General features: G+C 69.7%; 24 protein-coding genes and 1 pseudogene. 15 read left to right on the forward strand and 10 right to left on the reverse strand.

Annotated elements, in window-relative coordinates:
- Nucleotides 1–118: 118 nt before the first annotated feature.
- Nucleotides 119–1993, reverse strand: coding sequence for a CocE/NonD family hydrolase (locus tag ACIBJG_RS10590; protein ID WP_399306645.1), 1875 nt, complete (start codon nucleotides 1991–1993; stop codon nucleotides 119–121).
- Between the two features lie 224 nt (nucleotides 1994–2217).
- On the opposite strand from ACIBJG_RS10590, the pseudogene ACIBJG_RS10595 reads away from it, so the two are divergent.
- The 3 genes and pseudogenes from ACIBJG_RS10595 to ACIBJG_RS10605 all read left to right on the forward strand — a co-directional run.
- Nucleotides 2218–2372: pseudogene (locus ACIBJG_RS10595) on the forward strand (biotin carboxylase); the annotation flags it as partial.
- Between the two features lie 47 nt (nucleotides 2373–2419).
- Nucleotides 2420–2674 (forward strand): hypothetical protein, encoded by a 255-nt coding sequence (locus tag ACIBJG_RS10600; RefSeq protein WP_399306648.1) that lies wholly within the window; start codon nucleotides 2420–2422, stop codon nucleotides 2672–2674.
- 33 nt (nucleotides 2675–2707) lie between these two features.
- Nucleotides 2708–2836, forward strand: a complete 129-nt coding sequence (locus ACIBJG_RS10605; protein WP_399306650.1) for an LPFR motif small protein — start codon at nucleotides 2708–2710, stop codon at nucleotides 2834–2836.
- Between the two features lie 80 nt (nucleotides 2837–2916).
- On the opposite strand, the gene ACIBJG_RS10610 is transcribed toward ACIBJG_RS10605, so the two are convergent.
- Complete coding sequence (locus ACIBJG_RS10610) at nucleotides 2917–4386, reverse strand: MFS transporter (RefSeq protein WP_399306653.1); 1470 nt, start codon at nucleotides 4384–4386, stop codon at nucleotides 2917–2919.
- 142 nt (nucleotides 4387–4528) lie between these two features.
- Here ACIBJG_RS10610 and ACIBJG_RS10615 point away from each other — a divergent pair, with 142 nt between their 5' ends.
- The 4 genes from ACIBJG_RS10615 (at nucleotide 4529) to ACIBJG_RS10630 (ending at nucleotide 8328) form a co-directional block, all read left to right on the forward strand.
- Nucleotides 4529–5095, forward strand: coding sequence for a TetR/AcrR family transcriptional regulator (locus tag ACIBJG_RS10615; RefSeq protein ID WP_399306656.1), 567 nt, complete (start codon nucleotides 4529–4531; stop codon nucleotides 5093–5095).
- 433 nt (nucleotides 5096–5528) lie between these two features.
- Nucleotides 5529–6353: a molybdate ABC transporter substrate-binding protein gene (modA, locus tag ACIBJG_RS10620; RefSeq protein ID WP_399307207.1), complete on the forward strand. Its 825-nt coding sequence runs from the start codon at nucleotides 5529–5531 to the stop codon at nucleotides 6351–6353.
- Nucleotides 6350–7210, forward strand: a complete 861-nt coding sequence (gene modB / locus ACIBJG_RS10625) for a molybdate ABC transporter permease subunit (protein ID WP_399306659.1) — start codon at nucleotides 6350–6352, stop codon at nucleotides 7208–7210. The genes modA and modB overlap by 4 nt, the downstream gene beginning before the upstream one ends.
- Nucleotides 7207–8328: an ABC transporter ATP-binding protein gene (locus ACIBJG_RS10630; RefSeq protein WP_399306662.1), complete on the forward strand. Its 1122-nt coding sequence runs from the start codon at nucleotides 7207–7209 to the stop codon at nucleotides 8326–8328. Before modB ends, ACIBJG_RS10630 begins: the two co-directional genes overlap by 4 nt.
- A gap of 35 nt (nucleotides 8329–8363) precedes the next feature.
- Here ACIBJG_RS10630 and ACIBJG_RS10635 read toward each other — a convergent pair whose 3' ends face one another.
- Together ACIBJG_RS10635 and ACIBJG_RS10640 are read right to left on the reverse strand one after the other, a co-directional pair.
- Complete coding sequence (locus tag ACIBJG_RS10635) at nucleotides 8364–10712, reverse strand: ABC transporter permease (RefSeq protein WP_399306665.1); 2349 nt, start codon at nucleotides 10710–10712, stop codon at nucleotides 8364–8366.
- Nucleotides 10709–11401, reverse strand: coding sequence for an ABC transporter ATP-binding protein (locus tag ACIBJG_RS10640; protein ID WP_399306668.1), 693 nt, complete (start codon nucleotides 11399–11401; stop codon nucleotides 10709–10711). The genes ACIBJG_RS10635 and ACIBJG_RS10640 overlap by 4 nt, the downstream gene beginning before the upstream one ends.
- A 221-nt stretch (nucleotides 11402–11622) precedes the next feature.
- Here ACIBJG_RS10640 and ACIBJG_RS10645 point away from each other — a divergent pair, with 221 nt between their 5' ends.
- From ACIBJG_RS10645 to ACIBJG_RS10655, 3 genes are all read left to right on the forward strand, one after another.
- Nucleotides 11623–12900, forward strand: coding sequence for a sensor histidine kinase (locus ACIBJG_RS10645; RefSeq protein ID WP_399306671.1), 1278 nt, complete (start codon nucleotides 11623–11625; stop codon nucleotides 12898–12900).
- A complete protein-coding gene (locus tag ACIBJG_RS10650; protein ID WP_399306674.1) occupies nucleotides 12897–13574 on the forward strand; it encodes a response regulator in 678 nt (225 codons plus the stop codon). Before ACIBJG_RS10645 ends, ACIBJG_RS10650 begins: the two co-directional genes overlap by 4 nt.
- 271 nt (nucleotides 13575–13845) lie before the next feature.
- A complete protein-coding gene (locus tag ACIBJG_RS10655; protein ID WP_399306676.1) occupies nucleotides 13846–14538 on the forward strand; it encodes a DUF2993 domain-containing protein in 693 nt (230 codons plus the stop codon).
- A 217-nt stretch (nucleotides 14539–14755) separates the two neighbouring features.
- On the opposite strand, the gene ACIBJG_RS10660 is transcribed toward ACIBJG_RS10655, so the two are convergent.
- Entirely contained in the window at nucleotides 14756–15121 is a 366-nt protein-coding gene (locus tag ACIBJG_RS10660) for an ArsR/SmtB family transcription factor (protein ID WP_399306679.1), read from the reverse strand.
- A gap of 95 nt (nucleotides 15122–15216) precedes the next feature.
- Between ACIBJG_RS10660 and ACIBJG_RS10665 the strand changes: the two genes are divergently transcribed.
- Nucleotides 15217–17175 carry a heavy metal translocating P-type ATPase gene (locus ACIBJG_RS10665; RefSeq protein WP_399306681.1) on the forward strand — a complete coding sequence of 653 codons (1959 nt, stop codon included), beginning with the start codon at nucleotides 15217–15219 and terminating at the stop codon, nucleotides 17173–17175.
- Nucleotides 17176–17653: 478 nt separating this feature from the next.
- Here ACIBJG_RS10665 and ACIBJG_RS10670 read toward each other — a convergent pair whose 3' ends face one another.
- Nucleotides 17654–18262, reverse strand: a complete 609-nt coding sequence (locus tag ACIBJG_RS10670) for a class I SAM-dependent methyltransferase (protein ID WP_399306683.1) — start codon at nucleotides 18260–18262, stop codon at nucleotides 17654–17656.
- A 111-nt stretch (nucleotides 18263–18373) separates the two neighbouring features.
- Nucleotides 18374–18544 (reverse strand): hypothetical protein, encoded by a 171-nt coding sequence (locus tag ACIBJG_RS10675; RefSeq protein WP_399306686.1) that lies wholly within the window; start codon nucleotides 18542–18544, stop codon nucleotides 18374–18376.
- A gap of 454 nt (nucleotides 18545–18998) precedes the next feature.
- Here ACIBJG_RS10675 and ACIBJG_RS10680 point away from each other — a divergent pair, with 454 nt between their 5' ends.
- Nucleotides 18999–19433 (forward strand): hypothetical protein, encoded by a 435-nt coding sequence (locus ACIBJG_RS10680; protein ID WP_399306688.1) that lies wholly within the window; start codon nucleotides 18999–19001, stop codon nucleotides 19431–19433.
- 333 nt (nucleotides 19434–19766) lie between these two features.
- On the opposite strand, the gene ACIBJG_RS10685 is transcribed toward ACIBJG_RS10680, so the two are convergent.
- Nucleotides 19767–20609, reverse strand: coding sequence for a helix-turn-helix transcriptional regulator (locus ACIBJG_RS10685; protein ID WP_399306691.1), 843 nt, complete (start codon nucleotides 20607–20609; stop codon nucleotides 19767–19769).
- A gap of 199 nt (nucleotides 20610–20808) precedes the next feature.
- Between ACIBJG_RS10685 and ACIBJG_RS10690 the strand changes: the two genes are divergently transcribed.
- The gene (locus ACIBJG_RS10690) at nucleotides 20809–21750 is read left to right on the forward strand and encodes an SDR family oxidoreductase (protein ID WP_399306694.1); all 942 of its coding nucleotides are present in this window, start codon (nucleotides 20809–20811) and stop codon (nucleotides 21748–21750) included.
- A gap of 238 nt (nucleotides 21751–21988) precedes the next feature.
- Nucleotides 21989–22429 carry a hypothetical protein gene (locus tag ACIBJG_RS10695; protein ID WP_399306697.1) on the forward strand — a complete coding sequence of 147 codons (441 nt, stop codon included), beginning with the start codon at nucleotides 21989–21991 and terminating at the stop codon, nucleotides 22427–22429.
- Nucleotides 22430–22446: 17 nt separating this feature from the next.
- On the opposite strand, the gene ACIBJG_RS10700 is transcribed toward ACIBJG_RS10695, so the two are convergent.
- Nucleotides 22447–23073 (reverse strand): FAD-binding protein, encoded by a 627-nt coding sequence (locus ACIBJG_RS10700; protein WP_399307209.1) that lies wholly within the window; start codon nucleotides 23071–23073, stop codon nucleotides 22447–22449.
- Nucleotides 23074–23470: 397 nt separating this feature from the next.
- Complete coding sequence (locus ACIBJG_RS10705; protein WP_285574611.1) at nucleotides 23471–23860, reverse strand: hypothetical protein; 390 nt, start codon at nucleotides 23858–23860, stop codon at nucleotides 23471–23473.
- Nucleotides 23861–24817: 957 nt separating this feature from the next.
- On the opposite strand from ACIBJG_RS10705, the gene ACIBJG_RS10710 reads away from it, so the two are divergent.
- Nucleotides 24818–26110 carry a helix-turn-helix transcriptional regulator gene (locus tag ACIBJG_RS10710; protein ID WP_365637114.1) on the forward strand — a complete coding sequence of 431 codons (1293 nt, stop codon included), beginning with the start codon at nucleotides 24818–24820 and terminating at the stop codon, nucleotides 26108–26110.
- Nucleotides 26111–26119: the final 9 nt, after the last annotated feature.

The following is a 26119-nucleotide window of genomic DNA, read 5'->3' on the forward strand; positions in this document are numbered from 1 at the left end:
CAGTACCAGCGGATACGCCGGCGCGACGAAGGCGATGGGGCCCGTTGTCGGCCGGCACCGGCTGCGGCGGGCGGGGCTTCGAGCCATGCCCCGCCCGCCACGCCGGTCCCCGTCTCGGTCAGTCGGAGCGCCCGGGCCGCAGCCGGAACGTCCCCTGCGCCGAGGGGAGCTGCACCGTGTACTGGCGCAGGTAGGTGTCCAGGAACGGCGAGCGGGCGCCGGCCGTAGCGATGTCGTTCGCCGGGTCGTCCAGCGCCAGTGCGAGCCGGGCGTCCTTCACCTTGATCGTCTCGCCCGAGGGGGTGTCCCGCCAGGAACCCGTCTGGATGGAGCCGATCTCCACGGCCAGGACGTGACCGGCCGCCAGTGTCCAGTCGGTGGCCTTGAGGTCGACGGTCAGCCGTCCCCGGTCGACCAGCGACACCTGCTCGTCGAACATGACGGCGCTGCCGTCCGGGGCGACGTCGTACAGCTTCACCATGACGTTGCCCTCACCCTTCGTGGTCAGGGAGAGCCGGGGGGTACCGGTGACGCGGACCGCCCGGGCGACGGGTTCGGACCGGACGAAGAAGCTGGACGTCACCTCGCCCGCGGCCTGCAGCCGGGCCGCGCCCGCGGCCAGTGCCTTCGGTGCGGCCGGGTCCAGGGAGGGGGCGTTCTCCAGGTCCCACTCGCCGGACGGCTGCGCGGAGGGCCGCAGCGTCGGGCCGCCGTCCCCGGCCGCCGCCCCGCGTGCCGACGCGCCCCCGTCGTCCACGTACGCACCGCTGCCGAGCGCGACGTTCACCGTCCGCGACTCACCGGGCCAGGTGCGCTGGGCACGCCAGGTACCGGTGGAGTCCTCCACGGAGTAGGCAGGGTACGAGACCGTGGGCCGCTTGCCCTTGAGGTACTGGTCGTAGAAGGAGAGCGTCTCGTCGTACCACCCTTCGCGCCCCATGGAGAGGCGGCCGTCGGAGGTGCGGTCGCCGCCGCGGACGTGTTCCCACTGGCCGAGCCAGCCGCGCTCGGGGCCCTTGTGGTTGTCGAGGTACTCCTCCATCTCCTCGGGCTTGGTGTTGTTCTCGATGAAGCCCTGGGTGACGAAGAGTGGCGTGTCGGTGCCCTTGGCCTTCCTCGCCAGGTCGCGGGAGGTCCAGTAGCGACTCTGCTGATCGGTCGTCCGGTAGCCCGCGGTGTTCTGGGTGAGGCACTCCGGATGGGCCTGCTCGTAGGCTGCGTTGGCCTGGTACCGGGAGTCGTCGTCCGCCAACGCGCCCATCGTGGCTATGGAGTTGTAGGCGTTGGCCGTGCCGGTGACATTGGGGCGTGGCACTCCGTTGGAGTAGATGTACTGGTACATGTCCCAGACCGGTTCCTGTGCGACGACCGCCTTCAGGGCACGCTGGTCGAGGTCGTTGCCGATGAGGCCGGTGGAGGCGTCGTAGGACTTGCCGTACATGCCTACGGCGCCGGTCGACCACGACCGGTCCGCCGCCCAGTCGATGGCCGCCCGGACGTCCGCCTGTTCACCGGGGCCCGCCCAGTCGAGGCAGCCGGTGGAGCCTCCGAAGCCGCGCAGGTCCACCATGACGAAGGCGTAGCCGCGGGCGAAGAGGTCCGTGCCCTCGATGAAGTCCTGGAAGCGGGACGAGGGGCCGGTGTGACTCCAGCCCTCCGGGCCGGTCTGCCCGGAGTGCCCGAAATAGGGACCGACCGACAGGATGACGGGTACCCGCGCACCCTTCGGCAGCCCTTCGGGCAACAGGACGTCGGCGTGCAGTTCGGTGCCGGAGCGGTCGGACGAGGGGAAGTAGTGCTGGCTCCAGACGGCGCCCTCGGGGACGCGGTCGTTCTCCTCGTGGGTGATGGGGTCGGAGGGGGCGGAGGTGCCGGCTACCGCGGCCGGCTCCGCCGCGAGGGCTGGTGTGACGGGACCGGCGAGCGCACCGGTCAGGGCGAGGGTGGCGACAAGGACCGAGGCAGCCAGGGCTGCCGTGCGACGTACTTTCACATGCTCCTCCGGTGTGGTGGTGAGGCATGGTTCGGGTGGTACCGATCGCGCTCGGCCCCCGCCCCCGCCGAGGGTGCGCAACGGAGCACGGAACATGCCCACAATTGGTCGCGGACACGTCAATAGGCCGACGGCGAGCCTATGATCAACGCGGTCGCGGAGCAACGCCCCTGCGTGTACGGCTTGTTAACAGCGCCCCCGGGCACTGGCCGGCTCTCTTCAGACATTTGCACGAGGTGAGCGAGCGGACCATCCGACAGATAGGCATGGACTCCGCCACCTTCAGCATTGAGTACATCTACGACCCCAAGGGACCGACGACGTCTCGCTGCTGGAGATCAACCCGCGGCACTCGCCGTCGCACGCCGAGCTTTTCGACTGTCCTGCGCAGCCTCCGGCGAGCCCGAAGGCTGTGCACCGCCGGACGTGACCCAGCTGACCGAGACGGAACAGGCGTGGACCGTGTCGAGGAACCTGGTCGACTACCACTCCTCGCTCGACATCATCAAGGACCGCGGACTCCAGCGGTACGAGGAGATCGGCGAGGTAGACGACGGACTGCTGCAGACCGTGGGCTGCGCCCCCGCACACGAAAGGCGGGCGGGCAGGGGCCCGTTTCCCCGTGGGAAGCAGGGGTACGCGACGAGGACGCTCGGCTACGCGACCCACTCCCTGCACTGAGAGCGGGGCGGGCCGGTAGGAAGGGAGAGTTCCATGTTGCAGGCAATCGCAGACGTTTTCCGTTCGATCGGCAGCGCGGTCGCCACGGTGGTGAGCCTGCCGTTCCGTGCGATCGGTCGCCTCTTCGGCGGAGCCTCCGGCGCAGCGCACCGCCACGGCTGACGTGTGGTGCGGGGACAGGCCGGATGCCGGTCGGGCGGTCACGGGCCGTGACCGCCTGTCGGCCGAGCTCGGTGTCGCCGTCAATGGCTTTTCGCGGGCGCCTCGTTCGAGACGGAGACCGCACCTGGATCGGTGGAACGCCGTGGTGCCGTGGAGCCTTTCGCGGGCTTGGACTTTGCCAGCCACAGGCCCGTGAACACGGCAGTGGCCAAGGTGACGGCGCCGGCAGCGAGGAAGGCGCTGTTGAGGCCGGCCTCGAAGGAGGCGCCGCTGGATTGCCGAGCGCGGACGACGGCTCCGAGTACCGCCACGCCGAGCACCGCGCCGATCTGCCGGGTGGTGCTGCTGATACCTGACGCGAGGCCGCCTTCGTGCGCGCTGACTGCTTGGATGGCGGCTCCCGTCAGTGGGGACATGGTCAGGGCGAAGCCGGTGCCGACGACTCCCAGCCGCCACCACACGTTCCCGTAGCCGGTGTCGGCGTGCACCATCCCGAGGGCCAGCAGTCCCGGACCGGCCAGAGCCAGGCCGGCGGTCACCACGATGCGGAAGCCGTACCGGGCGGCAAGCCGGCCCGCGTACGGGCTGACGATCACCATGCCGAGGGACATCGGCAAGGTCTGCACGCCGGCGCGCAGGATCGAGCTGCCCTGGACGTACACGAAGAACTGGGAGAAGAAGAACGACGAACCCATGAGCGCGAAGCCCACCACGACCATGGCGGTGTTGGACACGGTGAACAGGCGCTGCCGGAACAGCCGGAGCGGCAGCAGCGGCGAAGGACGACGCGCTTCGACGGCGACGAAGGCGGCGAGGAGGACCACCGCGGCGGTGAAGCTGCCCAGGATCACCGGGGCCGTCCAGCCGCGGGCACCACCCTCGATCAGCCCGTAGGTCAGCGCGCCCACCCCCAGAACGGACAGCACCGTCCCCGGGACATCGATGGCGGGGGCGCTCGGATTGCGGGTCTCTTCAAGGCTGCGCAGACCGACCAGCAGAAGGACCACGCCGATGGGCAGATTGACCAGGAAGATGGCGGGCCAGCCGAAAGCTTCTGTCAGCACGCCACCGGCCACGGGGCCTGCGGCCAGACCGATTCCGCTGAGTCCGGCCCACAGCCCGATCGCCTTCATCCGTTCTTGCGGTACGGGATAGGCGGCGGCGAGCAGGGCGAGCGAGGCGGGGCTCAGCGCCGCGGCCCCGATGCCCTGCAGTACCCGGCCGGCGACCAGCCAGCCGACCGAGGGCGCGAGGCTGCACAGCAGCGACGCGATGGTGAACACCGCCACGCCGGTCAGGTACACCCGCTTGCGACCGAACCGGTCGGCGAAGACACCGCCGGACATCAGCAGCATGGCGACCAGCAGTACGTACGCGTCGACGATCCATTGCAGACCGGTCAGCTGAGTGTGCAGCCGGTGCTGCATGTCGGGCAGCGCCGCTCCGACGATCGTGTTGTCGAGCAGGACCATGAACTGGCCCAGGCACGTCACCGTGAGCAGCACGGCCCGGTTCGGTCGACTGCCTACGGGCGCAGGCGATGCGGCCATGAGGACCCTCTCCATCGTTGATTGCGCCTCCACGGCCGATGCAATCAGCCCCTGGGCGCCCTAAAGCAGTCACTGACTGCGTTAGGGGACTGTAGGGAGGGTTACCCACAAACGCAAGTACTCACTGCGTTAAGGTGGGGGCATGAACGAGCAACAACCAGCCCGGCGGCCCGGCGGGCGCAGCGCCCGCGTCGGCGCGGAGGTGCACCAGGCCGTCGCCGACCTGATCGGCGAACGCGGCTACGGCAACTTCAGCGTCGGCGAGGTCGCAGCCCGTGCGGGTGTGGCCGACAGCAGCATCTACCGCCGGTGGGGCAACCTGGAAACCCTGCTCACCGACGTGGCGCTCACCCGCCTCAACGCGCAGTCACCGATGCCCGACACCGGGAGCCTGGCCGGCGACCTGCGCACTTACGCGGCCCAAGTGGCCCGCGAGATCACCGGACCCGACGGTCTGATGGTGCTGCGCCTGGCCGTCGCCCTGTCGAGCAACGATCAGCAGGGCCGGCAGGCGGGTGAGGACCTCCGCGCCGAACGCACCCGGCAACTGCAGTCCATGCTCGATCGCGCCCGCGAACGCGGCGAGCCCGCACCCGACGCGTTCGGCGTGCTGGACCACATCCTGGCCCCGATGTACATCCGCGTCCTGTTCGGCATGGGGCCGCTCACCCCGGAGTACGTCGACGGGCTGGTCGACCGATTGCTGTGACCCCGACCCGGCCCCCGGGGTGAGCCCGCGGCCGGCTCACCCCGCGCGGCCGACAGAGCGAGATGGGGGCAGGTCCTCGGGGTCGATCGTGCGGCCCTCCGGCCCTCTTCCTGGCGCCGGCGCACGGAGTACCCGCCGTCCACTCGTACAACGTTGATACGTCGCCCCGTACAAACGCACATACCAGCCATTGCATTCATGATCCCGACTCATGCGAAGCAACAGGAGACTTTTACCTCGCACCTGCGGCAGTATCATCTGCACAGCATTGCCTACCGGAGCGGGACGCCGCCGCACTGAACCGAGGCCTGGAGCCCGGCGTCCCGGCGGTTGCCGTGATCAAGTCGACCCACGCGGTCGTCGAGAAACCGTAGATGGTCCGTCAGGACCGCAGGTGATTGTGTCCGTCAGGACAAGAGGGAGCAGGCCCGTGATGACCCGTACCGCGCTCAGGACCCGCCGGACGCTTCAGGTGGCCGGTGCAGGAGCCGCCGCCCTGCTGGCTCTGAGCGCCTGTTCGTCGTCCGACGACTCCTCGTCGACGGCATCGGGCTCCTCCGCATCCGACGCGTCGGAGAAGGTGTCCGGGACGGTCACCGTGTTCGCCGCCGCCTCCCTCAAGGAGAGCTTCACGGCGCTGGGCAAGGAGTTCGAGAAGGCGCACCCCGGCACGAAGGTCACCTTCAGTTTCGGCGGCAGCGACTCCCTCGCCGCGAGCATCACCGGCGGCGCCCCTGCCGACGTGTTCGCCTCGGCCAGTCCCAGGACGATGAAGATCGTTACCGCTGCGGGCGACGCATCCGGCACACCCGCCACCTTCGTCCGCAACCAACTGGAGATCGCCACCCTGCCGGGCAACCCCGACAGGATCGCCTCTCTCAAGGACCTCACGGACTCCAGCCTCAAGGTGGTCCTCTGCGACAAGGAGGTGCCCTGTGGCGCCGCCGCTCAGAAGGCCCTCGACGCCGGCAAGCTCAAGCTCACCCCCGTCTCCTACGAGCAGGACGTGAAGTCCGCTCTGACCAAGGTCGAGCTGAAGGAGGCCGACGCGGCCGTCGTCTACAAGACGGATGTCCACGCGGCGGGCGACAAGGTGGAGGGCGTGGACTTCCCCGAGTCCGCGGACGCCGTCAACGACTACCCGATCGTCCAGCTCAAGGACACGAAGAACGCCGGGGCTGCCAAGGCGTTCATCGCCATGGTGCAGTCCTCCGCGGGCCAGAAGATCCTGACCGAGGCCGGGTTCCTCAAGCCGTGACGAAGCTCGACAGGTCCGGAGCCGCCGCCACCGGTACCCGCCCGGGTGAGCGGCGGCGGCCTGTCCGGACGGGCGGAAGCCGAGGCGTACCACTGCCGCTGCTGGTGCCCGCACTGATCGGCCTCGCATTCCTGATCGTGCCGCTGGTGGCACTGCTCGTACGGGCCCCCTGGACCAGCCTGCCCGAGCTGCTGACCAGCGCCGAGGTGTGGCAGGCGCTCCGGCTGTCCCTGGTCTGCGCGACCGCCGCCACCGCGGTGAGCCTGGTCATCGGCGTACCGCTGGCCTGGCTGCTGGCCCGCGTCGAGTTCCCCGGCCGCGGCCTCGTGCGGGCCCTCGTCACGCTGCCGCTCGTCCTGCCCCCCGTGGTCGGCGGTGTGGCACTGCTGATGGCACTCGGCCGCAACGGCATCGTCGGGAAGACGCTGGACGACTGGTTCGGGATCACCCTGCCGTTCACCACAGCGGGCGTCGTGATCGCGGAGGCGTTCGTCGCGATGCCGTTCCTCGTCATCAGCGTCGAGGGCACCCTGCGCGCCGCCGACCCGCGCTTCGAGGAGGCTGCCGCCACCCTCGGCGCCTCCCGCTTCACGGCCTTCCGCCGGGTCACGCTGCCGCTGATCGCACCGGGCATCGCCGCGGGCGCTGTGCTGGCCTGGGCCCGCGCCCTGGGCGAATTCGGCGCGACGATCACTTTCGCCGGCAACTTCCCGGACCGGACCCAGACCATGCCGCTGGCCGTGTACCTGGCTCTGCAGAGCGATCCCGAGGCGGCCATCGCCCTCAGCCTGGTCCTGCTCGCGGTGTCCATCGCAGTGCTGGCCGGCCTGCGCGACCGTTGGATGACCGCAAGATGACCAAGGCTTCCGATTCCGCCCGCAACGCCCACTCCGCCACGTCCGAAGAGGCCCGCAACGCCCGCTCCGACACGCCCCAAGAGGGCCTCGACGCCCACCTCGTCGTCGAGCGCGGCACCTTCCGTCTCGATGTGACGCTGACCGTCGCACCCGGCGAAGTCGTTGCACTGCTCGGCCCCAACGGCGCCGGCAAGACCACTGCCCTGCGCACTCTCGCCGGCCTGACCCCACTCACCGGCGGTCATCTGCGGCTGGACGGAGCGGTGTTGGACCGTACGCCGCCCGAGTTGCGCCCGGTCGGCGTCGTCTTCCAGGACTACCTGCTCTTCCCGCACCTCACCGCGCTGGACAATGTGGCCTTCGGGCCGCGCTGCCACGGCGCGTCCAAGGCGGCGGCCCGGGTCCTGGCGGCCGAGTGGCTCGACCGCCTGGGTCTCGCGGACCACGCCGGCGCCAAGCCGCGGGGCCTGTCCGGTGGCCAGGCGCAGCGTGTCGCCCTGGCACGCGCACTGGCCACCCGCCCGCGCCTGCTGCTCCTGGACGAGCCCCTGGCCGCGCTGGACGCCCGCACCCGCCTGGAGGTCAGGTCGCAACTCCGGCGGCACCTGGCCGAGTTCGAGGCCGTCGCCGTCCTGGTCACACACGATCCGCTGGACGCCATGGTGCTGGCCGACCGCCTGGTCGTGGTCGAGGACGGCCGGGTCGTCCAGGAGGGCGCCCCTTCCCACATCGCCCGCCACCCCCGCACGGACTACATCGCCCAGCTGGTCGGCCTGAACCTCTACCGGGGTGCAGCCGACGGCCACACCGTCCGCCTCGACGCCGGCCCCGCCATCACCACCACGGAGGCCCTGTCCGGCCCGGTCTTCGTGGCCTTCCCCCCGAACGCGGTCACCCTCCACCGCGACCGGCCCGCCGGCGCCAGCGCCCGCAACCTCTGGCACTGCGAGATCGCGGGCCTGGAGACCCACGGGGACCAGATCCGCGCCGACCTCACCGGAGAGCTCCCTCTCACCGCCGACCTGACCACAGTCGCCGCCGCCGAACTCGACCTGCACCCGGGCGCGGCGGTCTGGGCGACGGTGAAGGCGACGCAGACACACGCCTACCCCACCTGAGAACCGCACGCCTGCCCCTTCCGGGAACCGCACGCCTACTCCGTGCGCAGCGCCGTTGCCGTACGGGCCCTGGCCGCCCAGCCCGCCGGAAGCATCGCGCCCAGCATCGCGATGGCGACGCCGGCCAGCCCCAGCAGGACCAATTGCCAAGGCTCGTACACATCGAGGATCGACGGCGGCAGATTGGTGCCCCCCGCGTGCCCCATCACCGGCAGCACATAGCCGTGCAGCGCGTACCCGGCCGGGACGCCGATCAGGCCTCCGAGCACGCCGATCCCGGCCACCGAGGCGAGCACGAGGCTCACGGTCTGCCGCGGGGACATGCCGAGCGCCTTGCAGACGCCGATGTCGTGCACGCGTTCCCGGGTGTCGAGGACCACGGAGTTGAGCACCCCGAGGCCCGCGACCGAGACCAGCATGAGGGTGAGCAGCACCGCCATCGCGTTCAGGATCAGGATCATGTTCTCCCCTTCGGATGGGGAGTTGGCCATGACATCGGCGCCCAGCGGCTGCACCACCGAGTTCAGCTTCTGCGCGTAGTCGGCGGAGGAGACGCCCGGCTTCACGTCGATGAGGAAGTCCTGGGGCTCGGCCCCGGTGAAGGTGGCGAGGTCCATGGTGAGGTGCAGGCCGTCGTCCGAGGTGTCGAAGGTTTCACCGACGATTTTCAGGGGTTTCGTCTGCTCCTCGTAGGTCACCTGGACCGTGTCACCGATCCTGGAGCCGGTGCGCTCCAGGAAGCCGGTGGGCACCACGGCCTCCCCCGGTGCCGCGAACCAGCGGCCGGAGATCATCTCGTAGCGGCCGGAACCCGTTTCGCCCTGGTAGAAGCCGGCCCTGACCGTGCCGGAGATCCCGGGCACGATGACGTCGTCCTGCATCAGGCCGTAGTACGAAGCGGTGCCGGCCTGCGCCTCGATGGCGGCGCGCACCTCGGCCGGGTCGGCGTGCGGAGCCGGCCGGCCGCCGGGCGGGGGTTGGCCGCCCTCCGGCCTGTCGGCGATGACGGTGACCTCGGCCCGCTCCTCGGGGTCCGCCGCGGCGCCGACCGCGTTGAGGGACGAGGTCAGCCCCAGCGCGAAGGTCGCCGCGACCGTCCCGAAGGCCACCGCGAGGAGCAGCGCGAGCGCGCGGACGGGGTGGGCGAAGGGGCTCGCGAGGCCGTACGTCACCGCCCGCGGCAGCGGCAGCCGTCCCGCCGCCCGGTGTGCCCACTGGCCGCGCCCGGTACGTGGGGCCCGGCCGACCGCGATGGCCTCGACGGTACGCAGCCGGCCGGCCCGCAGCGCGGGGACCAGCGCCGCGACGCCGACGACGAGCATGGTGACGGCCACCACCAGTACGTCCACCCACCAGGCGACGGAGAGCGAGGCGGTGCCGTACACCGACTCGGTGTCCGCCAGCAGCGGCATGGCGAGGAGGTTGCCCAGGACGACGCCCAGCGCGATGCCCGCGCCGGCCGGAATCAGCGCCTGGGCCACATAGGCCCGGACGACCTCGCGCGGGGTGAAGCCGATGGCCTTGAGGATGCCGATCCGGCGCAGACCGGTGCCCACCGAGCCGCTGATCACGCTGCCGACGATGATCACCGACATGATGATGCCCAGCACACCGAACGCGATCAGGAACGGGATGGTCGGAGCCGCGCCCCGGTCGGCGGCCCGCTTGGCGTCCAGCCAGGACCGGGTGCCCACCAGCGCGCCTGAGGGTACGGCGGCGGCGAGCTGCTTGCGGCCGGCGGCGATCTGCCCCTTCGTCCCCGCGGAGTCGAAGCGGTAGAGCATCTGGCTGGTTTCCGGGCCGGCCTTCGAGGCCAGCGCGCTGACCTGGGCGGGGGCCGCCCAGGCGTCGGCGGTCCTGGCGGCGGAGATGGCGAGACCGACGACGGTCAGGCTCGGGCTGTTCGCGTCGTCCGAGGCCTTCAGGGCCGTGCCGAGCTCGAAGTCAGGTCCGGCGACGGACGCGGTGAGCACGATCTCGCCAGGCTTCGCGGCCCATCGGCCGGACTTCAGATTCAGATCGTCCACCTTGCTCTGCGGACCGGTCCGTCCGACCAGCGTCAGCGGCGTCAGGTGACCTCCTCGCTCGTCCACCGGGCGGATCGTCGTCGTCGGAAAAGGGCCCGCGCTCGCGCTGACCCCGGGCAGCTGTCCGGTCTCCACGAGCTGCGCCGCACTCACCTCGGCCGGGTCGAACTGCGCGGTGATGTGCGCCCCGCGCTGCTTGGCGAAGGCGTGGTCGAAGGGGGCGTCCGCGGCGACCATGAGCGACCCGGCGACCACCGCCGAGGCCACGGCCATCATCGTGGCGATGGCGATCACCACGGTCTGCACCCGGCGTCGGCCCACCCCGGAGCGCACGACCCGGCCGAGAGCGCTGCTCATCGGACGGCCTGGGTGTGCGTGTCGAGCGCGAGGTGCCCGTCGACCAGGTGGATGGTGCGGCCGGCACAGGACTCCGCCAGTGCCAGATCATGCGTGACCAGCACGATGGTCTGCCCGCCGCGGTGCAGATCCACCAGCAGCTCCCGTACGTCCTGGCCCGAGGCGGTGTCGAGCGCACCGGTGGGTTCGTCGGCGAGCAGCAGTGCGGGCCGGTTGACCAGCGCCCTGGCCACCGCGACCCGCTGGCGCTCGCCCCCGGAGAGCCGGCCCGGGTAGGCGCGGGCATGCTTGGAGATGCCCAGCACCTCCATGAGCTCACCGGCGCGGACCGCCGCCTTCTTCCTCGCCGTCCCGGTCAGCTGGGCGGGAAGCTGGATGTTGTCGGCGACGGTGAGGTCGTCGAGGAGATTGAAGAACTGGAAGACCATGCCGATCTGCTCGCGGCGGAAGCGGGCCAGGGAGTGTTCGCTCAGCTGGTCGATCCGCCGCCCGGCCACGGTCACGGCACCTTCGGTCGGCTTGTCCAGGCCGGCGACGAGGTTGAGCAGGGTGGACTTGCCGCTGCCGGAGGGACCGGTCACGGCGAGTGCCTCGCCCTCGGCGACGCTGAGGTCGATGGGTCCGAGCGCAGGAGCGCCGGCTCTGTCGTAGCGCTTGGCCACGCCCCGCAGTTCGATCACGTGAGTCATGGGGGTTGTCCGTCCTTACGGTCGAGAGAGTGCGCATGTCCTGGCCGGCCCGGCGAACTTAGGGGCGCGTGCACGTGGAGCGCGTCCTCCGCGGCACCGACATCCGCCCTCCGCTCGGAGGATCCGGCCGCGGGGTCATCCCTGCGACGTACGCCCGCGGGACGGCGGCCTGGTCAGGAAGACGGACGTGCATCGGGGCGGAAGAGCCGCACAATGTGCTGATGGAGACGGAGGAACGGCGTCGGTGGGCCGGGCAGCTGCGCGATGCGCTACGCCCGGATCCCCGGCCTGCTCCGGTGTCGTCCACGGCAGTGCGCTTCGATGTGGTGCTGGCCCTCGTGCTGACCGTCGTTGCGTTGTACTGGGTCGCGCGTTATCCCGACGCCGGACACCTCGTCCGGATCGACAGGGATGCTTTCGCGCCCCCGGGGCCGGAACGACCCATCGTCGTACGGGAGCCGGAGCACGCGTCAGTGATCTGGCCCTTCGTCGTGCTCTCGTCGCTGCCGCTGGCGGCCCGGCGCCGGTATCCGCTGGCGGCCTTCTCCGTAGTGATGTGCGCGACCCTGGTCATGGTCGACGACGCGTCCTGGATGAACATGGTGACCTGCGTCATCGGCGCGTACAGCGCCGTCGTGCACAGTCGCTACCGGATGCGGGCGATGGCCGGAATGGTCATCGCCGCTGTGCTGGCCGGCCTCGCGTTCCGGGAGACGGAGCCCATCCTGCCGGGCTGGTCCAGCCCGGCGGTCGTGCTGCTGATCGCCGGGGTGGTGGCCAGCCTCGTCCGGTTCTGGCAGCGGCAGTTACGTGCGAGCCAGGACCGCTACGCACAGCTGCAGCAGGCCCAGGAAGAGGGCACGCGCCGGGCCGTCGAGGAGGAACGGTCCCGGATCGCCGCCGAGTTGCACGATGTCGTGACCCACAATGTGAGCGTGATGGTGATTCAGGCGGGCGCGGCACGCAAAGTGATGGACGCGGCGCCCGAGCGCTCGAAGTCAGCGCTGCTTGCGGTCGAGGCCGGAGGACGGGCCGCCATGTCCGAACTTCGCCATGTGATGGGCCTGCTGGCGGCTCCGGCCAACGAGCGGCCCGACGGCTTCGAGCCCCAGCCCGGGCTGGGGCAGCTCGACACCCTGGTGGAGCGGGTACGCGCCGCCGGGACACCGGTGCGTGTCGCCGTGACGCTGCCGCCGGAACCGCTGCCGCCCGGGGTGGACCTCGCGGCGTATCGCGTCGTCCAGGAGGCGCTGACCAACACGATCAAGCACGCCCCCGACGCCGAGGCATCCGTGATGATCGGCTACGCCGAGGACTGGCTGGAGATCGAGATCGCTGACACCGGCGGCAGACGAGAGGCCGTACCGGCGGAAGGCAACGGCAGCGGCCTCATCGGACTGCGTGAGCGGCTGGCGGTCTACGGCGGCGAACTGGCAGCCGGGCCGACCCTTGCCGGCGGCTACCGGGTCAAGGCCCGTGTCTCCTGGAGGACCGCATGAACCGGCCGGGCTTGCGCGCCGTCGTCGCCGACGACCACGCCCTGGTACGAACGGGCTTCGGGATGATCCTGGCCGCGGACGGCATCGAGGTGACGGCCGAAGCGGCCGACGGAGCCGAGGCGGTCGCCGCGGTCCGCCGCACGCGGCCCGATGTCGTTCTCATGGATATCCGGATGCCCCGGATGGACGGCATCGAAGCAACCAGGCGGATCCTCGCCGACGGCCAGGACAACACCCGCGTCATCATCCTGACCACGTACGACCTGGATCACTACGTCTACGCCGCCCTCACCACCGGCGCCAGCGGCTTCCTGCTGAAGGACGTCAGCCCCGAGCACCTGGTGGCCGCCGTACGACTGGTGCAGTCCGGCGATGCCCTCCTCGCACCTTCGATCACCCGCCGCCTGATCGAGCGCTTCGCCTGCCGTGAGGAGCCAGGGACCACCTCCGTACACCGCGAACTGACGGGCCTGACCCCGCGCGAGCTCGAGGTGCTCCGCCTGCTGGCGACCGGCCTCAGCAATGCCGAACTCGCCGAGCGCCTCTTCCTCAGCCCGACCACGGTCAAGACGCATATCGGCCGCATCCTGTCGAAGCTGGACCTCCGCGACCGTGTACAGGCCGTGGTCCTCGCGTACGAGACAGGGCTGATCGTTCCGGAGGGCGGCGCCTAGCGGTGAAGTCGCACAGGCCGACCGGCCTTGCCGCAACCCGAGCGACCGTTGTCCAAGTCGCTGCCCCTGGACTCCACCCAACCTCGTTCACAACAGCCGCCGGATCGCTGGGGTGCACGCATTCTGACGCTCATGAAGTAGGTCACGGATCTTGTTCGGTGAGGCAATCCCTTCGCAAAGCACCCCCTCGGCGCGCCCCGCGCGACGCACGATCACGACGCCAAAATCGAATGAGTGATCGCATGGAGGAAGTGACGTGAGTCGTAGATGGGTGAAGGTCCTGGCCATCACGGTGGTCGTGCTGGCCGTACTCTTCACCGCTGTCGACCGGATAGCCGTGCACTACGCGGACAAGGAGGTCACTCAGCTCGCGAAGGAGAAGTACGGCTACGCGAACACCACCGACGGACATCTGGACCTGTCCATCAAGGGATTCCCCTTCCTCACCCAGGTGGCCGGCGGCACCCTTGATCACGTGACACTGGATGCGGGCAGGTTCTTGGTCGACAGCACGACCAACGCACGGGGCGGTTACCTGCATATTGAACGTCTCCACCTCGACCTGAACGGTGTGACGGTGAACTCGCTGACCGCCCGCAGCGCTGAGGCGAATCTCGCCACTGGCACCCTGACCCTTTCCTACAAGGAACTGTCCGGAGCGGTGACGCGACTGGTCGGCGGTGGTGGCCCGCTGACCGTTTCGAAAGCCTCTGGATCGAGCGGCCAGGCAGCACACATCAAGATCTCGGGCACGGCCGGCGGGAAGGCGGTGAACGGTACGGGGACACTTCTCGCGCAAGCCGGAGAACTCACCCTGAACATTCCGGGCATCGAGCGGGAAAACCTGGCGTGGTCGGTCGGTCTCCCGAGCGGCGCCGACTTCACCGCCGCCCGCGCCGACGAGGACGGGGTGGAGGTGAGCATCGTCGGGCATCAGGTGAACCTTGGCTCATCTCGCTATTGAACCTTTTCCGATCCGGCGGCACCGAAGGCAAGTTGGGTACAGGGCGCCGCCGGTCGCAGTATCGGGGAAGTCGTCGAACCGTCCGGCGTCCCCACCCGTGGACGATCTGCCGAAGCAGAGAACCCGTCCTTCCCGCAGATCACCAGCACGTGCAGGGCGCAGGCCCCGCAGGTGGCGACGGCCGGAGCCGCGCGGTCGCGCCTCCGGAGCCGCGCGGTCATGCCTCCGGGGCCGCGTCGCGCAGGCCGAGCCTCAGGTGCTCGACATGGAAGAGCGCCTGGTCGAGGAGTTCGGCAACGTGGTGGTCGTAGAGGGCGTAGACGACGGAGCGCCCGTTGCGTTCGCTCGCGACCAGTCCGAGGTTGCGCAGCAGCCGCAGCTGGTGCGAACAGGCCGACTGCTCCATGCCGACCGCCGCGGCCAGATCCCCGACCGAGCAAGGACCTTCCTGGAGACGGGCAAGGATCCACAGCCGTGAGGGTGTTGCCAGTGCCTGAAGGGTGGCCGCGACATCCGCGACACCTACGACGTCGAGTCGTTCGCGGGTGGTGGCGGTGCTCTTGTCGTCGACTCCATGGCCCATGGGCCCATCGTAGCCAGGATGCATGAAAAGGTGTTCATGTATTCCTGTATCGTGGTGAGCGTCGCTCCTCCCGTGCCTCGAAGGGTTGCTCCCGCATGCTGTCTGCCGTGACACAGCGCCAGGACCAGGCACCACCGGGCGCTCCACCCGCCGGGCCGCGCCGGCCCACACGCGTATTCGCCCTCACCGAGGCACGATGGGCCGCCCTGGCCACCATGGCCTTCCTGGTGGCGCTGCCCCTACAGCTGACCGGCGCCCCGGCCTGGGCCTGGGGCCCGCTGTATGCCGTCGCCTATGCGACCGGCGGCTGGGAGCCGGCCCGGGCCGGATTGCGGGCCCTGAGGGAGAAGACCCTGGACGTCGATCTGCTGATGATCGTCGCCGCCATCGGAGCCGCCTCGATCGGCCAGGTGATGGACGGAGCCCTCCTGATCGTCATCTTCGCCACCTCCGGAGCTCTGGAGGCCCTGGCCACTGCCCGCACCCAGGATTCGGTACGCGGCCTGCTCGACCTCGCGCCCTCGACCGCCACACGACTGACAGGGGGCAATGGCGAAGAGACGGTGCCCACAGCAGAGCTGGTGGTCGGTGACACGATCCTGGTCCGGCCCGGCGAGCGCATCGGCGCCGATGGCCTCGTCCTGTCCGGGAACAGTGATGTCGACCAGTCGACCATCACCGGAGAGCCGCTGCCTGTCGCCAAGCAGCCGGGCGACGCCGTCTTCGCCGGCACACTGAATGGCACCGGCGCCCTGCGCGTGGAGGTCGAACGGGACGCCGCCGACTCCGCGATCGCCCGGATCGTGGCCATGGTCGAGGAAGCATCCGAGACCAAGGCACCGACCCAGCTCTTCATCGAGAAGGTCGAACAGCGCTACTCCCTCGGTCTCGTGGTCGCGACCCTTGCCGTATTCGGCATCCCGCAGGCCTTCGGCTCCAACCTGACCGATGCCCTTCTGCGGGCCATGACCTTCATGATCGTCGCCTCTCCGTGTGCCGTGGTGCTGGCGACCATGCCTCCGCTGCTCTCCGCCATCGCCAACGCCGGACGCCATGGCGTACTGGTCAAGTCGGCCGTCGTGATGGAGCGTCTGGGCCGGCCCGACACCGTCGCGCTCGACAAAACCGGCACTCTGACCGGAGGCACGCCCCGCGTCACCGCGATCCGCCCGCTGCCCGACAGTGGTCTGACGGAGAACGAACTCCTGACTTCGGCGGCAGCGGCGGAGCACCCCAGCGAGCACCCACTGGCCCGTGCCGTCGTCGACGCCGCCCACACCCGCGGTCTCGACATCCCCATCGCTGAGAACTTCACCTCCGTCCCGGGCGTCGGCGTCAGCGCGACCGTTCGGGGAGTCGCGGTTTCCGTCGGAGCCCCCGCCCGCCTCCCCTCACACGCGGAGGCGCTCGCCACGGTCTCCGAACTGGAAGAGAGCGGCCACACCGCCGCACTCGTCCTGCTCGACGACCGTCCGGCAGGCGTGCTCGGCATCGCCGACCGGCTCCGCCCCGATGCCGCCGCCACCATCTCCGCTCTCACCGCACTCACGGGCAGCGCCCCGATGCTGTTGACCGGTGACAACCCACGTGCGGCTGCCCGCCTGGCGGCCGAGGTCGGCATCACCGACGTACGAGCCGGCCTGCTGCCTCAGGACAAGGTCACTGCGGTACGCGAACACGAGGCGGCCGGACGCAAGGTACTGGTCATCGGCGACGGCGTGAACGACGCGCCCGCCCTCGCCGCCGCCCATTGCGGCATCGCCATGGGCCGCGCGGGCTCCGACCTCGCCCTGGAAACCGCGGACGCCGTCATCGTGCGCGACGAACTCACCACCGTACCCAAGGTCATCCAGCTCTCCCGCCGCGCGCGGGGGCTGGTGGTGCAGAACCTCTGCATCGCGGGGATCTTCATCTCGGTGCTCGTCGTCTGGGACCTCGCCGGTCATCTGCCGCTCCCCCTGGGCGTCCTGGGTCACGAGGGCTCCACAGTCATCGTCGGCCTCAACGGTCTGCGGCTGCTGCGCGAAGGGGCCTGGGGAACACCTTCGGGCTGACGCAGGGAACCGGTCGAACCTTCGCCCGACGACGGTCTCGCCGTCGGAGACGTCCGGGGCGCAGTCAGCTCTTCCTGACCGCCTCGCTTGCCGCTGCCGATGAGGTGCGTCAGGGGCGCCATGGCCGGGGAGCACCCAGGACGCCACCGGTCCGGCGATTCGGGTGATTGAGGCGAGCGCCTCGGCCGGGTCGCCCGTGTCGCCAACAACTGCATGTGCGACAGCCGCCGCACGCTCCACATCACAGACCGGAGAACGAGAAGAACGCCTTCAACCACTGGCGCCTGAGAGCACGACGCTCCCTCTCCACAAGGCGCCCGGCACGGCCTGGCCACGCGCATGCCGATCGGGCGGCACGGCCTCAAGGAGTGCGCCGGTCGGGCCGGGGGAGCCTTCCTCCGGCTCAGGGCCGCTTCGCCCGGAACTCAGCTGACATCCCCGCCATGGCGAAGCTTCGGAGCAGACGCCCGGCACGCCCTCACCGACGGTGGACACTGACGGCGTAACCGCCGCCGTCGTCGTAGGGGTCGGCATCCCAGGTGGCGAACCGGTCGACGAGGGCGAGTCCGGCCGCTGCGCAGCAGTCGTCGTAATCCGAAAGTGTGAGGTTGGGCGGCACCGGCAGGTGCGCTTCGTCCAAGCCGAAGCCGGCGACCAGCAGGCCGCCCGGACGCAGTGCCGCGGACAGGTGCTCAACCACCGTGGCCTCCGTGCCGGGGGTGAGCAGCGGGAAGATATTGCCCGCAGCAACGACAAGGTCGAAGCCTCCCGCAATGCCGAGCAGGGCAGGCTCGAACTCGGCCAGGTCGAGCTGGAACCAGGGCAGTCCAGGCGCCTGCTTCCGCGCCACTGCCAGCATCGACGCGTCCAGGTCCACCCCGACACAGTCGTATCCGAGTTCCGCGAGCCGGATCATGACGCGTCCGGTGCCGCACCCGGCATCCAGCACCCGTGCCCCGACAGGCACGAGAGCTGCACAGAACCGCGCCTCACCGTGCACGTTCTTGCCACTACGAGCCAGGGTCGCGAAGCGTGCGGCGTAGTCCTCTCCGGACGCCTTCCCGGCCAAATCCGTCCAGCGACTCATAAGGACAACTATAGGGCGCCCGTGTGGCTACGCGAAGAAGTGGCTGGGCGCGCAGCACTGAAGGCCACATCCTGGGTGGACCTCGGACCCGAAGGCCCAGAGGCGGGCCTTCTACTGCAGCGAGGAGTGCGACTCCTGGCGCACGGTCCACAGCGCCGGGTCCAGACCCTTTGCCCCGCCGCTCATTCGTCCACCGGCGATGAATCCCACCACCCCAGCGGCTACGCCGAGGCCGATACCTACGCCGAAGGGGACCGCCCCGACGAGATGACGGTGCCTCATGGGAACTCCCCCGTACCTGACAACATGTATCGCGTGTGACCCGAATCGCGATGCATCCAGGACAGATTACGTACACCGATCGCCGTCTCGTTACTCCGGCACCCTCACGAGGCCGCCGCCCGGTAACACCCGCTTGTGGAACGGGTGTTCATGGCGTGCCACTGACGGCGTCGAGCGTGTGCACCGCGCCCCGGTCCTACTCGTCGCAGGCGCGCGCCCCTTTGCGTAAGACCTGTCCGGCAACAGCTGCAGCCACCGCCCCCGCGGCGCGACCGCGTATGACCCAACTCGGCACGCCTGCACCTGACTCGGGCATCGAGGCCCGTTGCCCTCGGCTGTTCGGTTGCTCGCAGTCCGGCTGGAACGGCAGATCAACTACCCGGTCGAGAACCGGCGCAGCCGCCGGGACCTGTCCGGGCGATCGCGGTCGTGGACGGTCCGGCATGATGTCCGGGTGAGTATCATCGCCGAGTTCTTCGCCGCTCCGGATGACGCGTCAGCGGCACTGATTCTCCAGACCGGGCCACAGCGCGCATTCGAGTCGCTCTCCTTCGGGAACTTCGATCCCGAAGAAGCTGTGGTCGAGTGGCAGTGCCTTCTTGCCGGCGGCAGCTTCGAGGAACTCCTCGAAGCCGGTGAGCCTCGTCCCGTCGCCGGCCAGGGCGATGACGGATGCGTCGTCTTCGCGATCTCGCCCCGCCTGTCGGCAGCTCTCGCCGAGGCCGAGCGGTCCGAGTGGGAGGATGCCGCCGGCGCTTGGGCCTTGCAGCGTGCGGAGGAGGGCGAGGTTGTCGACAAGGAGATCGCCTGCGTGATCCTGGGTGATCTGGCTGCTCTCGTCCGCAATGCCCGGCACCAGGGCCAGAACGTCTACTGCTGGGTCGCGTAGGGGGCCACACCGACGCGGGCTTGTTGCCTCGTGGCATCCCTTCTCATCGGGAAGTCGTAGGACGCCGGCGGTTCGTCGACGTCGTCGGTGATCTCCCGGGCCGCCTTGGCCGCTTCGCGCCGTAGGCCTACTCGGACGAGGCGAAGGCCTTGACGGCGCGCTCGCGGTCCTCGGTGTTGTGGGTGTGCTGGAGCCGAGCGCGCCGTTGCCGACGGCGAGGGCGGAGGCGCGCATCCCGCGCCGTGCGGCGTCCCGGAGCAGGTCCGCCCAGGACTCGTCGTCACGCTGTCGTCATCGCCCGGCGGACGTCAGCTTGAGACGGGTCCTTGTCGGTCAGCGCATCGCTTGCGTCCCTATGACCGACAGCAGTTGCAGCCGGTCATAGCTCTGGCTGCCCGGCGCGGCCGTGTACACGAGCAGACTGTGCGACTGGTCCGGGTCCAGCAACTGCTGGCAGTTCAGCTCCAGTACGCCGACCTCGGGGTGGATGAAGCGTTTGACCTCGTGCGGACGGATGCCGACCTCATGCCGGTCCCAGAGACGGCGGAACTCGGCGCTCTGTTCGAGCAGCACCTCGGCGCAGTGCGCCGCGCGGGAGCCGGTGCCCCGCAACGTGGCCCGCTCCCGCAGGCCGGACGCGAACATGCGGGAGAGGAAAGCATGGTCGTCGGCCACGTACAGCGACCGGGTCCCGGGGTCGGTGAACCAGCGGTAGCCGATGCTGCGAGCGAGGCCGGTGTAGCGGGTCGTGTCGCCGGTGAGCGCGACCCCGAGCGGGCTCTGGCGTACCGTCTCGCCGAGTTCGGTGACGATCTCGGCGGGGGTGTCGTCCAGCCGGTCGAGGATGCGGAGCAGACCGGGGCCGATGTGTGCGCCGGTCGTGCCCCGGGCGGGCGGGGTGTGCCCGGAGAGCCGGAAGAGGTGGTCGCGCTCGTCCAGGGAGAGGTGGAGGCCCTGCGCGATGGAGGCGATCATCTGTTCGGACGGCTGCGGGCCGCGTTCGCGTTCCAGCCGGGCGTAGTAGTCGGTCGACATGTGGCAGAGCACGGCGACCTCCTCTCGGCGCAGTCCGCTGGTCCTGCGGCGTTGTCCGCGCGGGAGGCCGACGTCCTCCGGTTGCAGCAGTTCCCGGCGATGCCGCAGGAACAAGGCCAGTCCGGCACGGTCGATCTCCATACGCTTCCTTCCACGGCGCTGGCTCTCTTTGTACCGCCCGGCGCCGCCGTCAACAACGGATCGCTGATCCCCCCATCCGCCCGCGCAGGCCGAACCTGCGCAATCCCCCGCCCGCGGAACGGTGGATCGGGAGTCCCTGGATAGCTGGGCGCGCTGTCGTCACGGTTGAGGCAAGCGAACCGAACGGAAGTGAACCCTCATGCCACGCCAGACCTCCGACATCCCCCTTTCCGACCTGTCCGGCAAGCGCGCCGTCGTCACCGGAGCGAGCGACGGCATCGGACTCGGCGTCGCCACACGCCTCGCCGCCGCCGGCGCCGAGGTCGTCCTGCCCGTACGCAACCCGGACAAGGGAGAAGAGGCGGTTGCCACGATCCAGCGAGAGGCCCCGGGTGCGCAGGTATCGCTACGTACGCTCGACCTGTCCTCCCTGGACTCCGTCGCGGCCCTGGGCAAAACCCTGCTCGCCGAGGACCGGCCCATCCATCTGCTGGTCAACAACGCCGGTGTCATGACGCCGCCCGACCGTCAGACGACCGCCGACGGGTTCGAGCTCCAGTTCGGCACCAACCACCTCGGCCACTTCGCTCTCGTCGGCCACCTGCTGCCCCTCTTGCGGGCCGGGCACGCTCGGGTGACCTCGCAGCTCAGCGTCGCCGCGAACCGCAACGGCATCAACTGGGACGACCTGAACTGGGAGCGGTCCTACAACGGTATGCACGCCTACAGCCAGTCGAAGATCGCCTTCGGCCTCTTCGGCCTGGAGCTCCACCGGCGCAGCGAGGCCGGGGGCTGGGGCATCACGAGCAACCTGTCCCACCCGGGCATCGCACCGACTAACCTACTCGCGGCCCGCCCCGAGGTCGGCCGCGCCAAGGACACCCTGGGCGTGCGCGTCATTCGTCTCCTGTCCGCCCGCGGGATCGTCGTCGGCACCGTACGGAGCGCGGGACTTCCCGCCCTGTACGCCGCCGCCTCGCCCGACTCCCGGGGTGGCGCCTTCTACGGCCCCGGCGGGCCCGGGAACATGGGCGGCCCCCCTGCGGAGCAGACGCTGTACAACCGCCTGCGCGGCACCGAGGAGGCCCAGCGGGTGTGGCAGGTCTCCGAAGACTTCACGGGCGTTCGGTTCGCGAGCTGAGAGGCGGGCGCGTCGCTGATCGCTTCGGCGATCTGGGCATGGCCGGTATGGGTGCCCCCTTGATGGCCATCGAGTCCACCGCCCCGATACCTTGGTGGGCCGTCAACGTATCGGCGTTCACCCAGGCCAAAGCATCGGTGACGCTGGTTGCCAGGCGTTGAGGCATGGTTGGCCGGTGTGGAAACTCTGCCGGGACCCTGGTGCGCGGGGTGGCGCCCGGGCAGGCTAGTTTGCTCGGATGAGCCTCCTTGATGATGTGGCCGAGCGCGACGGCTGGCGATGCTGGGTGTGTGACGAAGCGGTCGACCCCGACGAGTCGGTGAACGACCCGCGGGGGCCCAGCGTCGACAGCCGGACTGCCGACCGGAAGGCCAAGGTCGCCGAGCGGCTGGCACACCGCGGATGCAACACCCGCAAGGGCGCGGTCAAGGTGGTCATCGCCTGGCCGGACCGCCTGTACGTGGTCGAACCCGCGCCGCTGATCACCGTTGCCGGGAGGCTGGAGCGCAAGGGGGGCCGCGAGATGGTAGGACGTTGTCCGACCAGGCGGGACGCCCAGGAGGCGGCGGACTGGCTGGTGGACCGCTTCTCCCGACTGGTACCGGGGCTGCCGGTGACCGCCGACATCGAGCCGGGCGGCGGCCAGTTCCTCGTCACTCTGACCACCGGCCGTCGCTGACCAGGGATCACCGGCGCTCACTCGCATCGAGGTGATCCGTCGGCCCGCACCGACCTGTCCTGGCACGAGCTGACCACACTGCGCACCTGTGCCCAGCTACGGGTCGACGTCGCCGATCCCCGCAACCATGACGAGGACCGAACCGGAAACACAGCGCGTGCTCCGCGTCCCGCTCTTCGGCCGGGACGCGGCTCTCCTCCCAGGCCCATGCGGCCTGGAGCCACTTCCCGGTCCCGCCGCCACTTCCTCACGCCAAGGCCCACGGCCTGTCCGCGGAGGTGAAGTGTCCGGCCGGAGTGGAGGTAGCCGGTTGCCATGTGCCGCTTGAGAAAGGGTCGTGGTGTGTGCGGGTGGATCATGCCGAGGCCGTACGAGGCCAGGGCGCGTGCGTCGGTCACGAGCCAGGCGGGAATCGTCGGCACGGAGGCGTGGGACGCGGACACGGCACGGGTGAAGCGATGGTAGGACACTGATTCGTCCACGAATCGGCGCCCGGCGGCGTTGACCGCAATGATCCCTGGCTTGGCCCGGTCCCAGATGTGAGGGAAGACCGCGGTGGTGCCTTGCCATCCTTGATCTGCGACGTCCTTGGCTACGAACCCAACGACTTCATGGTCCGAGAACCGGAGAAGGCCCGCGCTCAGCTCCCGCCCGTGCGGCGGTCGCGGGCGAGCGCCCTAGGCTCGACCGCAGGGTCGGCCGGACGGAACCGGCGCTGTCAGCCATCTGCGTCCCCGATCGTGCAAGCAGTGCGGCGAGAAGATCGCGGAGTACGGCCGGGCCCGCTGCTTCAGCTGCCTGCATCCCAGCCTTCCGCCTCCGAACTGCAGGGTCTGCGGCAGCGACGCCCACTACGCCGGCGGCTTCTGCCGCCGATGCCATCCCCGCGTGCCGTATGCGGACAGCTGCAGCGACTGCCTTGCCTGGGGCATCTGGCGCCGCCGCGGCCGCTGCTCGCCGCCATCGTCGAGCTCGGCGGTGAGCTCCCAGCTACCCGTAACGGGCGCTTCAGGGGCGCGGTCATCCCAGAAGGCTGCGCGGTCAGCGCCGGCCGCCGCCGATGCGGCGGTCGTCGGCCAGTCCGGTAAGCGGGCCGAACTCGCGGGCAAGCTGGTTCCACGTCAAAACCTCGCCACAGCGGGCCGGGAACTCCTTCGGGTTGAACTCGGGCATGGTCCAGGTGCCGGTGCCCCGGTCCCGCAGCCACAGGTCCCCGTCACCGTCGACCACAGTCGGCGGGACCGGTACGGGCTCGGCCTGATCGGTGGGCTCCCAGGTGACCCGGCCCGGGTGGGAAACGCGGCGCAGCTCGGTGGTGGCCAGCCGCGCGGCCAAGTCACGGGTGGACTCTTCGGCGTCCTTGACCGACGCGAGTCGGAATGCGTCGTCAAGTACGGGCAGGGCTGGATTCTTGCTGCGCTTTGAACTCATACGCTGACTACCTCCGGTGGGGGGCGTCACATCCGTTATGGCACCCCGTAGAGGAACACGGTATCCGAGGCGGGAGCCGGGCCGGCTACGACCACTGTCCAGGTGGAGGCGCTGGCACACCGGGCGGTGGAGCTAGGGCCTGCCTCTTTGGCTTCACGTTGATTGGGCCACGTGCGAGGGTGGTGGCCATGCCGCAGCTTGGTCACCGCCTCCAGTCCTTCAAATTCGCATTCGGGCTTGCCCCGACGAGATTCGCGGCATGCCTGGAGACAGGTGGCTCGGGTCTGGAGCACGCCCTCGCGGAAATGGCGACACCCCCCGGCATCCCTCGGCGCCAGGTGACGGTGTGGCAATACCCCGGCAGGTAGAACCGCAGCCTGGAGCGGCCGGAACCACTCATACAGTGGCGTCGGACCCAGCACTATCCGAGGAAAGACAACCGCACCTGCCGGTCCGCGTTGTCGACGTTCGTGTCCACCAAACTCCGTTAAGGCAACCTGCAGGATAGCCGCCGAACACCTCCCAGGTCGCACGATCTTCGTTCGGGACGGACGGATGGTGCGGATGCCCCGCGAGACTGGCATCGCACCTGGGCGCCAGTCGCGATGCCCTGCGAGGCAGCCAGCACCGCCCATCCGGTGGTCAGGTCTGAGTACCTGCCGGTTGCGCTCGACGAGTGCCGCCAGTTCCACACCGGCTTGCGCTTCAGCCCGGATCCCGTCACCGCCAACCAGCTGCCGTCGGTATAGGGGCGGTGGACCTCGGTCGGATGCGGGGGCGCACGCGCAACATCCCGGTGGTCACCACGCCCCAAACAGCACCCGATTCAGGGAGTAGCGCCCCTCACCTGCGGAGAAGGAAACGGGAAACAGCATCGATCGCCTTGTCCGTCCGGCTGGCACTGCCGCACTCTTACCTGCGAACGCCTTCGCCTGGACGGTCGGTCAGGAGAATTCCGTGCCACATCCGTCCACCGGGTTCGGCGAGGAGCTGAGAAAGCGTCGTCTGGACGCAGGACTCAGCCTCACCGCACTGTCCGGCGCCGTGCACTACAGCAAGGCGCAGCTGAGCAAGGTCGAACGAGGCATCAAGGCTCCCAGCCGGGATCTCGTCCGTCTGTGCGACGCCGTCCTCCAGGCCGACGGAGCACTTGTCGCCCTGGCCACCAGACCTGTTGCCGACACACCGCTTGTGCAGACTCCCGACGCGATCGATGAGGAGGAGTGGACCATGCAATTGTCACCGGATGGCCCGAGCTGGTTTCAGCCCTTAGGACGGCGACAGGTAGTGGGGGCAGGCGCCGCATCGTTGATGAGGTTGGGCATGGGCGTCCCGGGACCGGTCGCGCCTGCTGCAGGTGCGGGCATGCTGGAGGCGTCCCGCTCTCTGTTCACGCACTACCGGCGTCTGGGGCAGAGCGTCGAGCCCGGGTACCTGCTTCCCGGCCTGATCGCCCAGACACACACACTGCGGGAACTGTCCGTGCATGTCGATGACGGGACCCGCCGGGATTTGTTGGCGCTCGGCTCCCGCTACGCCGAGTACGTGGGCTGGCTGATGCAGGAGACAGGCGACGAGCATGCGGCGCTGTGGTGGACCCAGCGCGCGGTGGATCTGGCAGCCGCCGGCGGCGACCACGCACTGGGCGGCTACGCATTGGTCCGCAGAGCGCTGATCACGTTGTACCAAGATGACGCGGCGCAGACGATCGCACTGGCGCAGCGGGCCCAAAGCGACACGCTGCCACAGCGGATCCGCGGGCTGGCGGCGCAACGCGAGGCGCAAGGCCATGCACTGGCAGGCGATCGTGACGCCTGTCTGCGCGCGCTGGACCGGGCTCGCACGCTCCTTGTTCGCAAGGACGGCGGCGCCGGAACTCCTGTAATCGGCAGCATGCACCTGCCAGACTCGGTCGGCATGGTCACCGGCTGGTGCCTGGTCGACCTCGGCCGTCCGCGGGAGGCCGCTGAGGAACTGGACCGGCAGCTCGCCCTGGTGTCCCGGGACGCGGTCCGCACCCAGGTGCGGTACGGGATACGCCGGGCGTTGGCCTACGCGTCGGACGGTGAGATCGACCACGCCTGTGCTGTAACAGAGCCGCTTCTCGACGGGGTGGTCACGGTCCGGTCCGCGACTGTCACGATCGATCTTCGGCGTCTCGCACGTCTCCTGGCTCGGCATCCCACGCACGCTGCCGTACGCCGGCTTGCTCCGCGTCTCGGCACGTTAACGCGCCCTCCCACATCCTGAAGAGAGGCT

Origin of the sequence: Streptomyces sp. NPDC050422, from assembly GCF_044458665.1 — a bacterium.
In the GTDB taxonomy this organism is placed as follows: Bacteria; Actinomycetota; Actinomycetes; order Streptomycetales; family Streptomycetaceae; genus Streptomyces.

What these genes read in the sequence shown, in the direction of transcription:
- ACIBJG_RS10695 (WP_399306697.1), top strand. Translation starts at nt 21,989, where the DNA reads ATGAGCCTCCTTGATGATGTGGCCGAGCGCGACGGCTGGCGATGCTGG.
- ACIBJG_RS10635 (WP_399306665.1), bottom strand. Translation starts at nt 10,712, where the DNA reads ATGAGCAGCGCTCTCGGCCGGGTCGTGCGCTCCGGGGTGGGCCGACGC.
- ACIBJG_RS10665 (WP_399306681.1), top strand. Translation starts at nt 15,217, where the DNA reads ATGCTGTCTGCCGTGACACAGCGCCAGGACCAGGCACCACCGGGCGCT.
- ACIBJG_RS10650 (WP_399306674.1), top strand. Translation starts at nt 12,897, where the DNA reads ATGAACCGGCCGGGCTTGCGCGCCGTCGTCGCCGACGACCACGCCCTG.
- ACIBJG_RS10605 (WP_399306650.1), top strand. Translation starts at nt 2,708, where the DNA reads ATGTTGCAGGCAATCGCAGACGTTTTCCGTTCGATCGGCAGCGCGGTC.
- ACIBJG_RS10690 (WP_399306694.1), top strand. Translation starts at nt 20,809, where the DNA reads ATGCCACGCCAGACCTCCGACATCCCCCTTTCCGACCTGTCCGGCAAG.
- ACIBJG_RS10705 (WP_285574611.1), bottom strand. Translation starts at nt 23,860, where the DNA reads ATGAGTTCAAAGCGCAGCAAGAATCCAGCCCTGCCCGTACTTGACGAC.
- modA (WP_399307207.1), top strand. Translation starts at nt 5,529, where the DNA reads ATGACCCGTACCGCGCTCAGGACCCGCCGGACGCTTCAGGTGGCCGGT.
- ACIBJG_RS10685 (WP_399306691.1), bottom strand. Translation starts at nt 20,609, where the DNA reads ATGGAGATCGACCGTGCCGGACTGGCCTTGTTCCTGCGGCATCGCCGG.
- ACIBJG_RS10640 (WP_399306668.1), bottom strand. Translation starts at nt 11,401, where the DNA reads ATGACTCACGTGATCGAACTGCGGGGCGTGGCCAAGCGCTACGACAGA.
- ACIBJG_RS10615 (WP_399306656.1), top strand. Translation starts at nt 4,529, where the DNA reads ATGAACGAGCAACAACCAGCCCGGCGGCCCGGCGGGCGCAGCGCCCGC.
- ACIBJG_RS10670 (WP_399306683.1), bottom strand. Translation starts at nt 18,262, where the DNA reads ATGAGTCGCTGGACGGATTTGGCCGGGAAGGCGTCCGGAGAGGACTAC.
- ACIBJG_RS10610 (WP_399306653.1), bottom strand. Translation starts at nt 4,386, where the DNA reads ATGGCCGCATCGCCTGCGCCCGTAGGCAGTCGACCGAACCGGGCCGTG.
- ACIBJG_RS10660 (WP_399306679.1), bottom strand. Translation starts at nt 15,121, where the DNA reads ATGGGCCATGGAGTCGACGACAAGAGCACCGCCACCACCCGCGAACGA.
- ACIBJG_RS10675 (WP_399306686.1), bottom strand. Translation starts at nt 18,544, where the DNA reads ATGAGGCACCGTCATCTCGTCGGGGCGGTCCCCTTCGGCGTAGGTATC.
- ACIBJG_RS10645 (WP_399306671.1), top strand. Translation starts at nt 11,623, where the DNA reads ATGGAGACGGAGGAACGGCGTCGGTGGGCCGGGCAGCTGCGCGATGCG.
- ACIBJG_RS10630 (WP_399306662.1), top strand. Translation starts at nt 7,207, where the DNA reads ATGACCAAGGCTTCCGATTCCGCCCGCAACGCCCACTCCGCCACGTCC.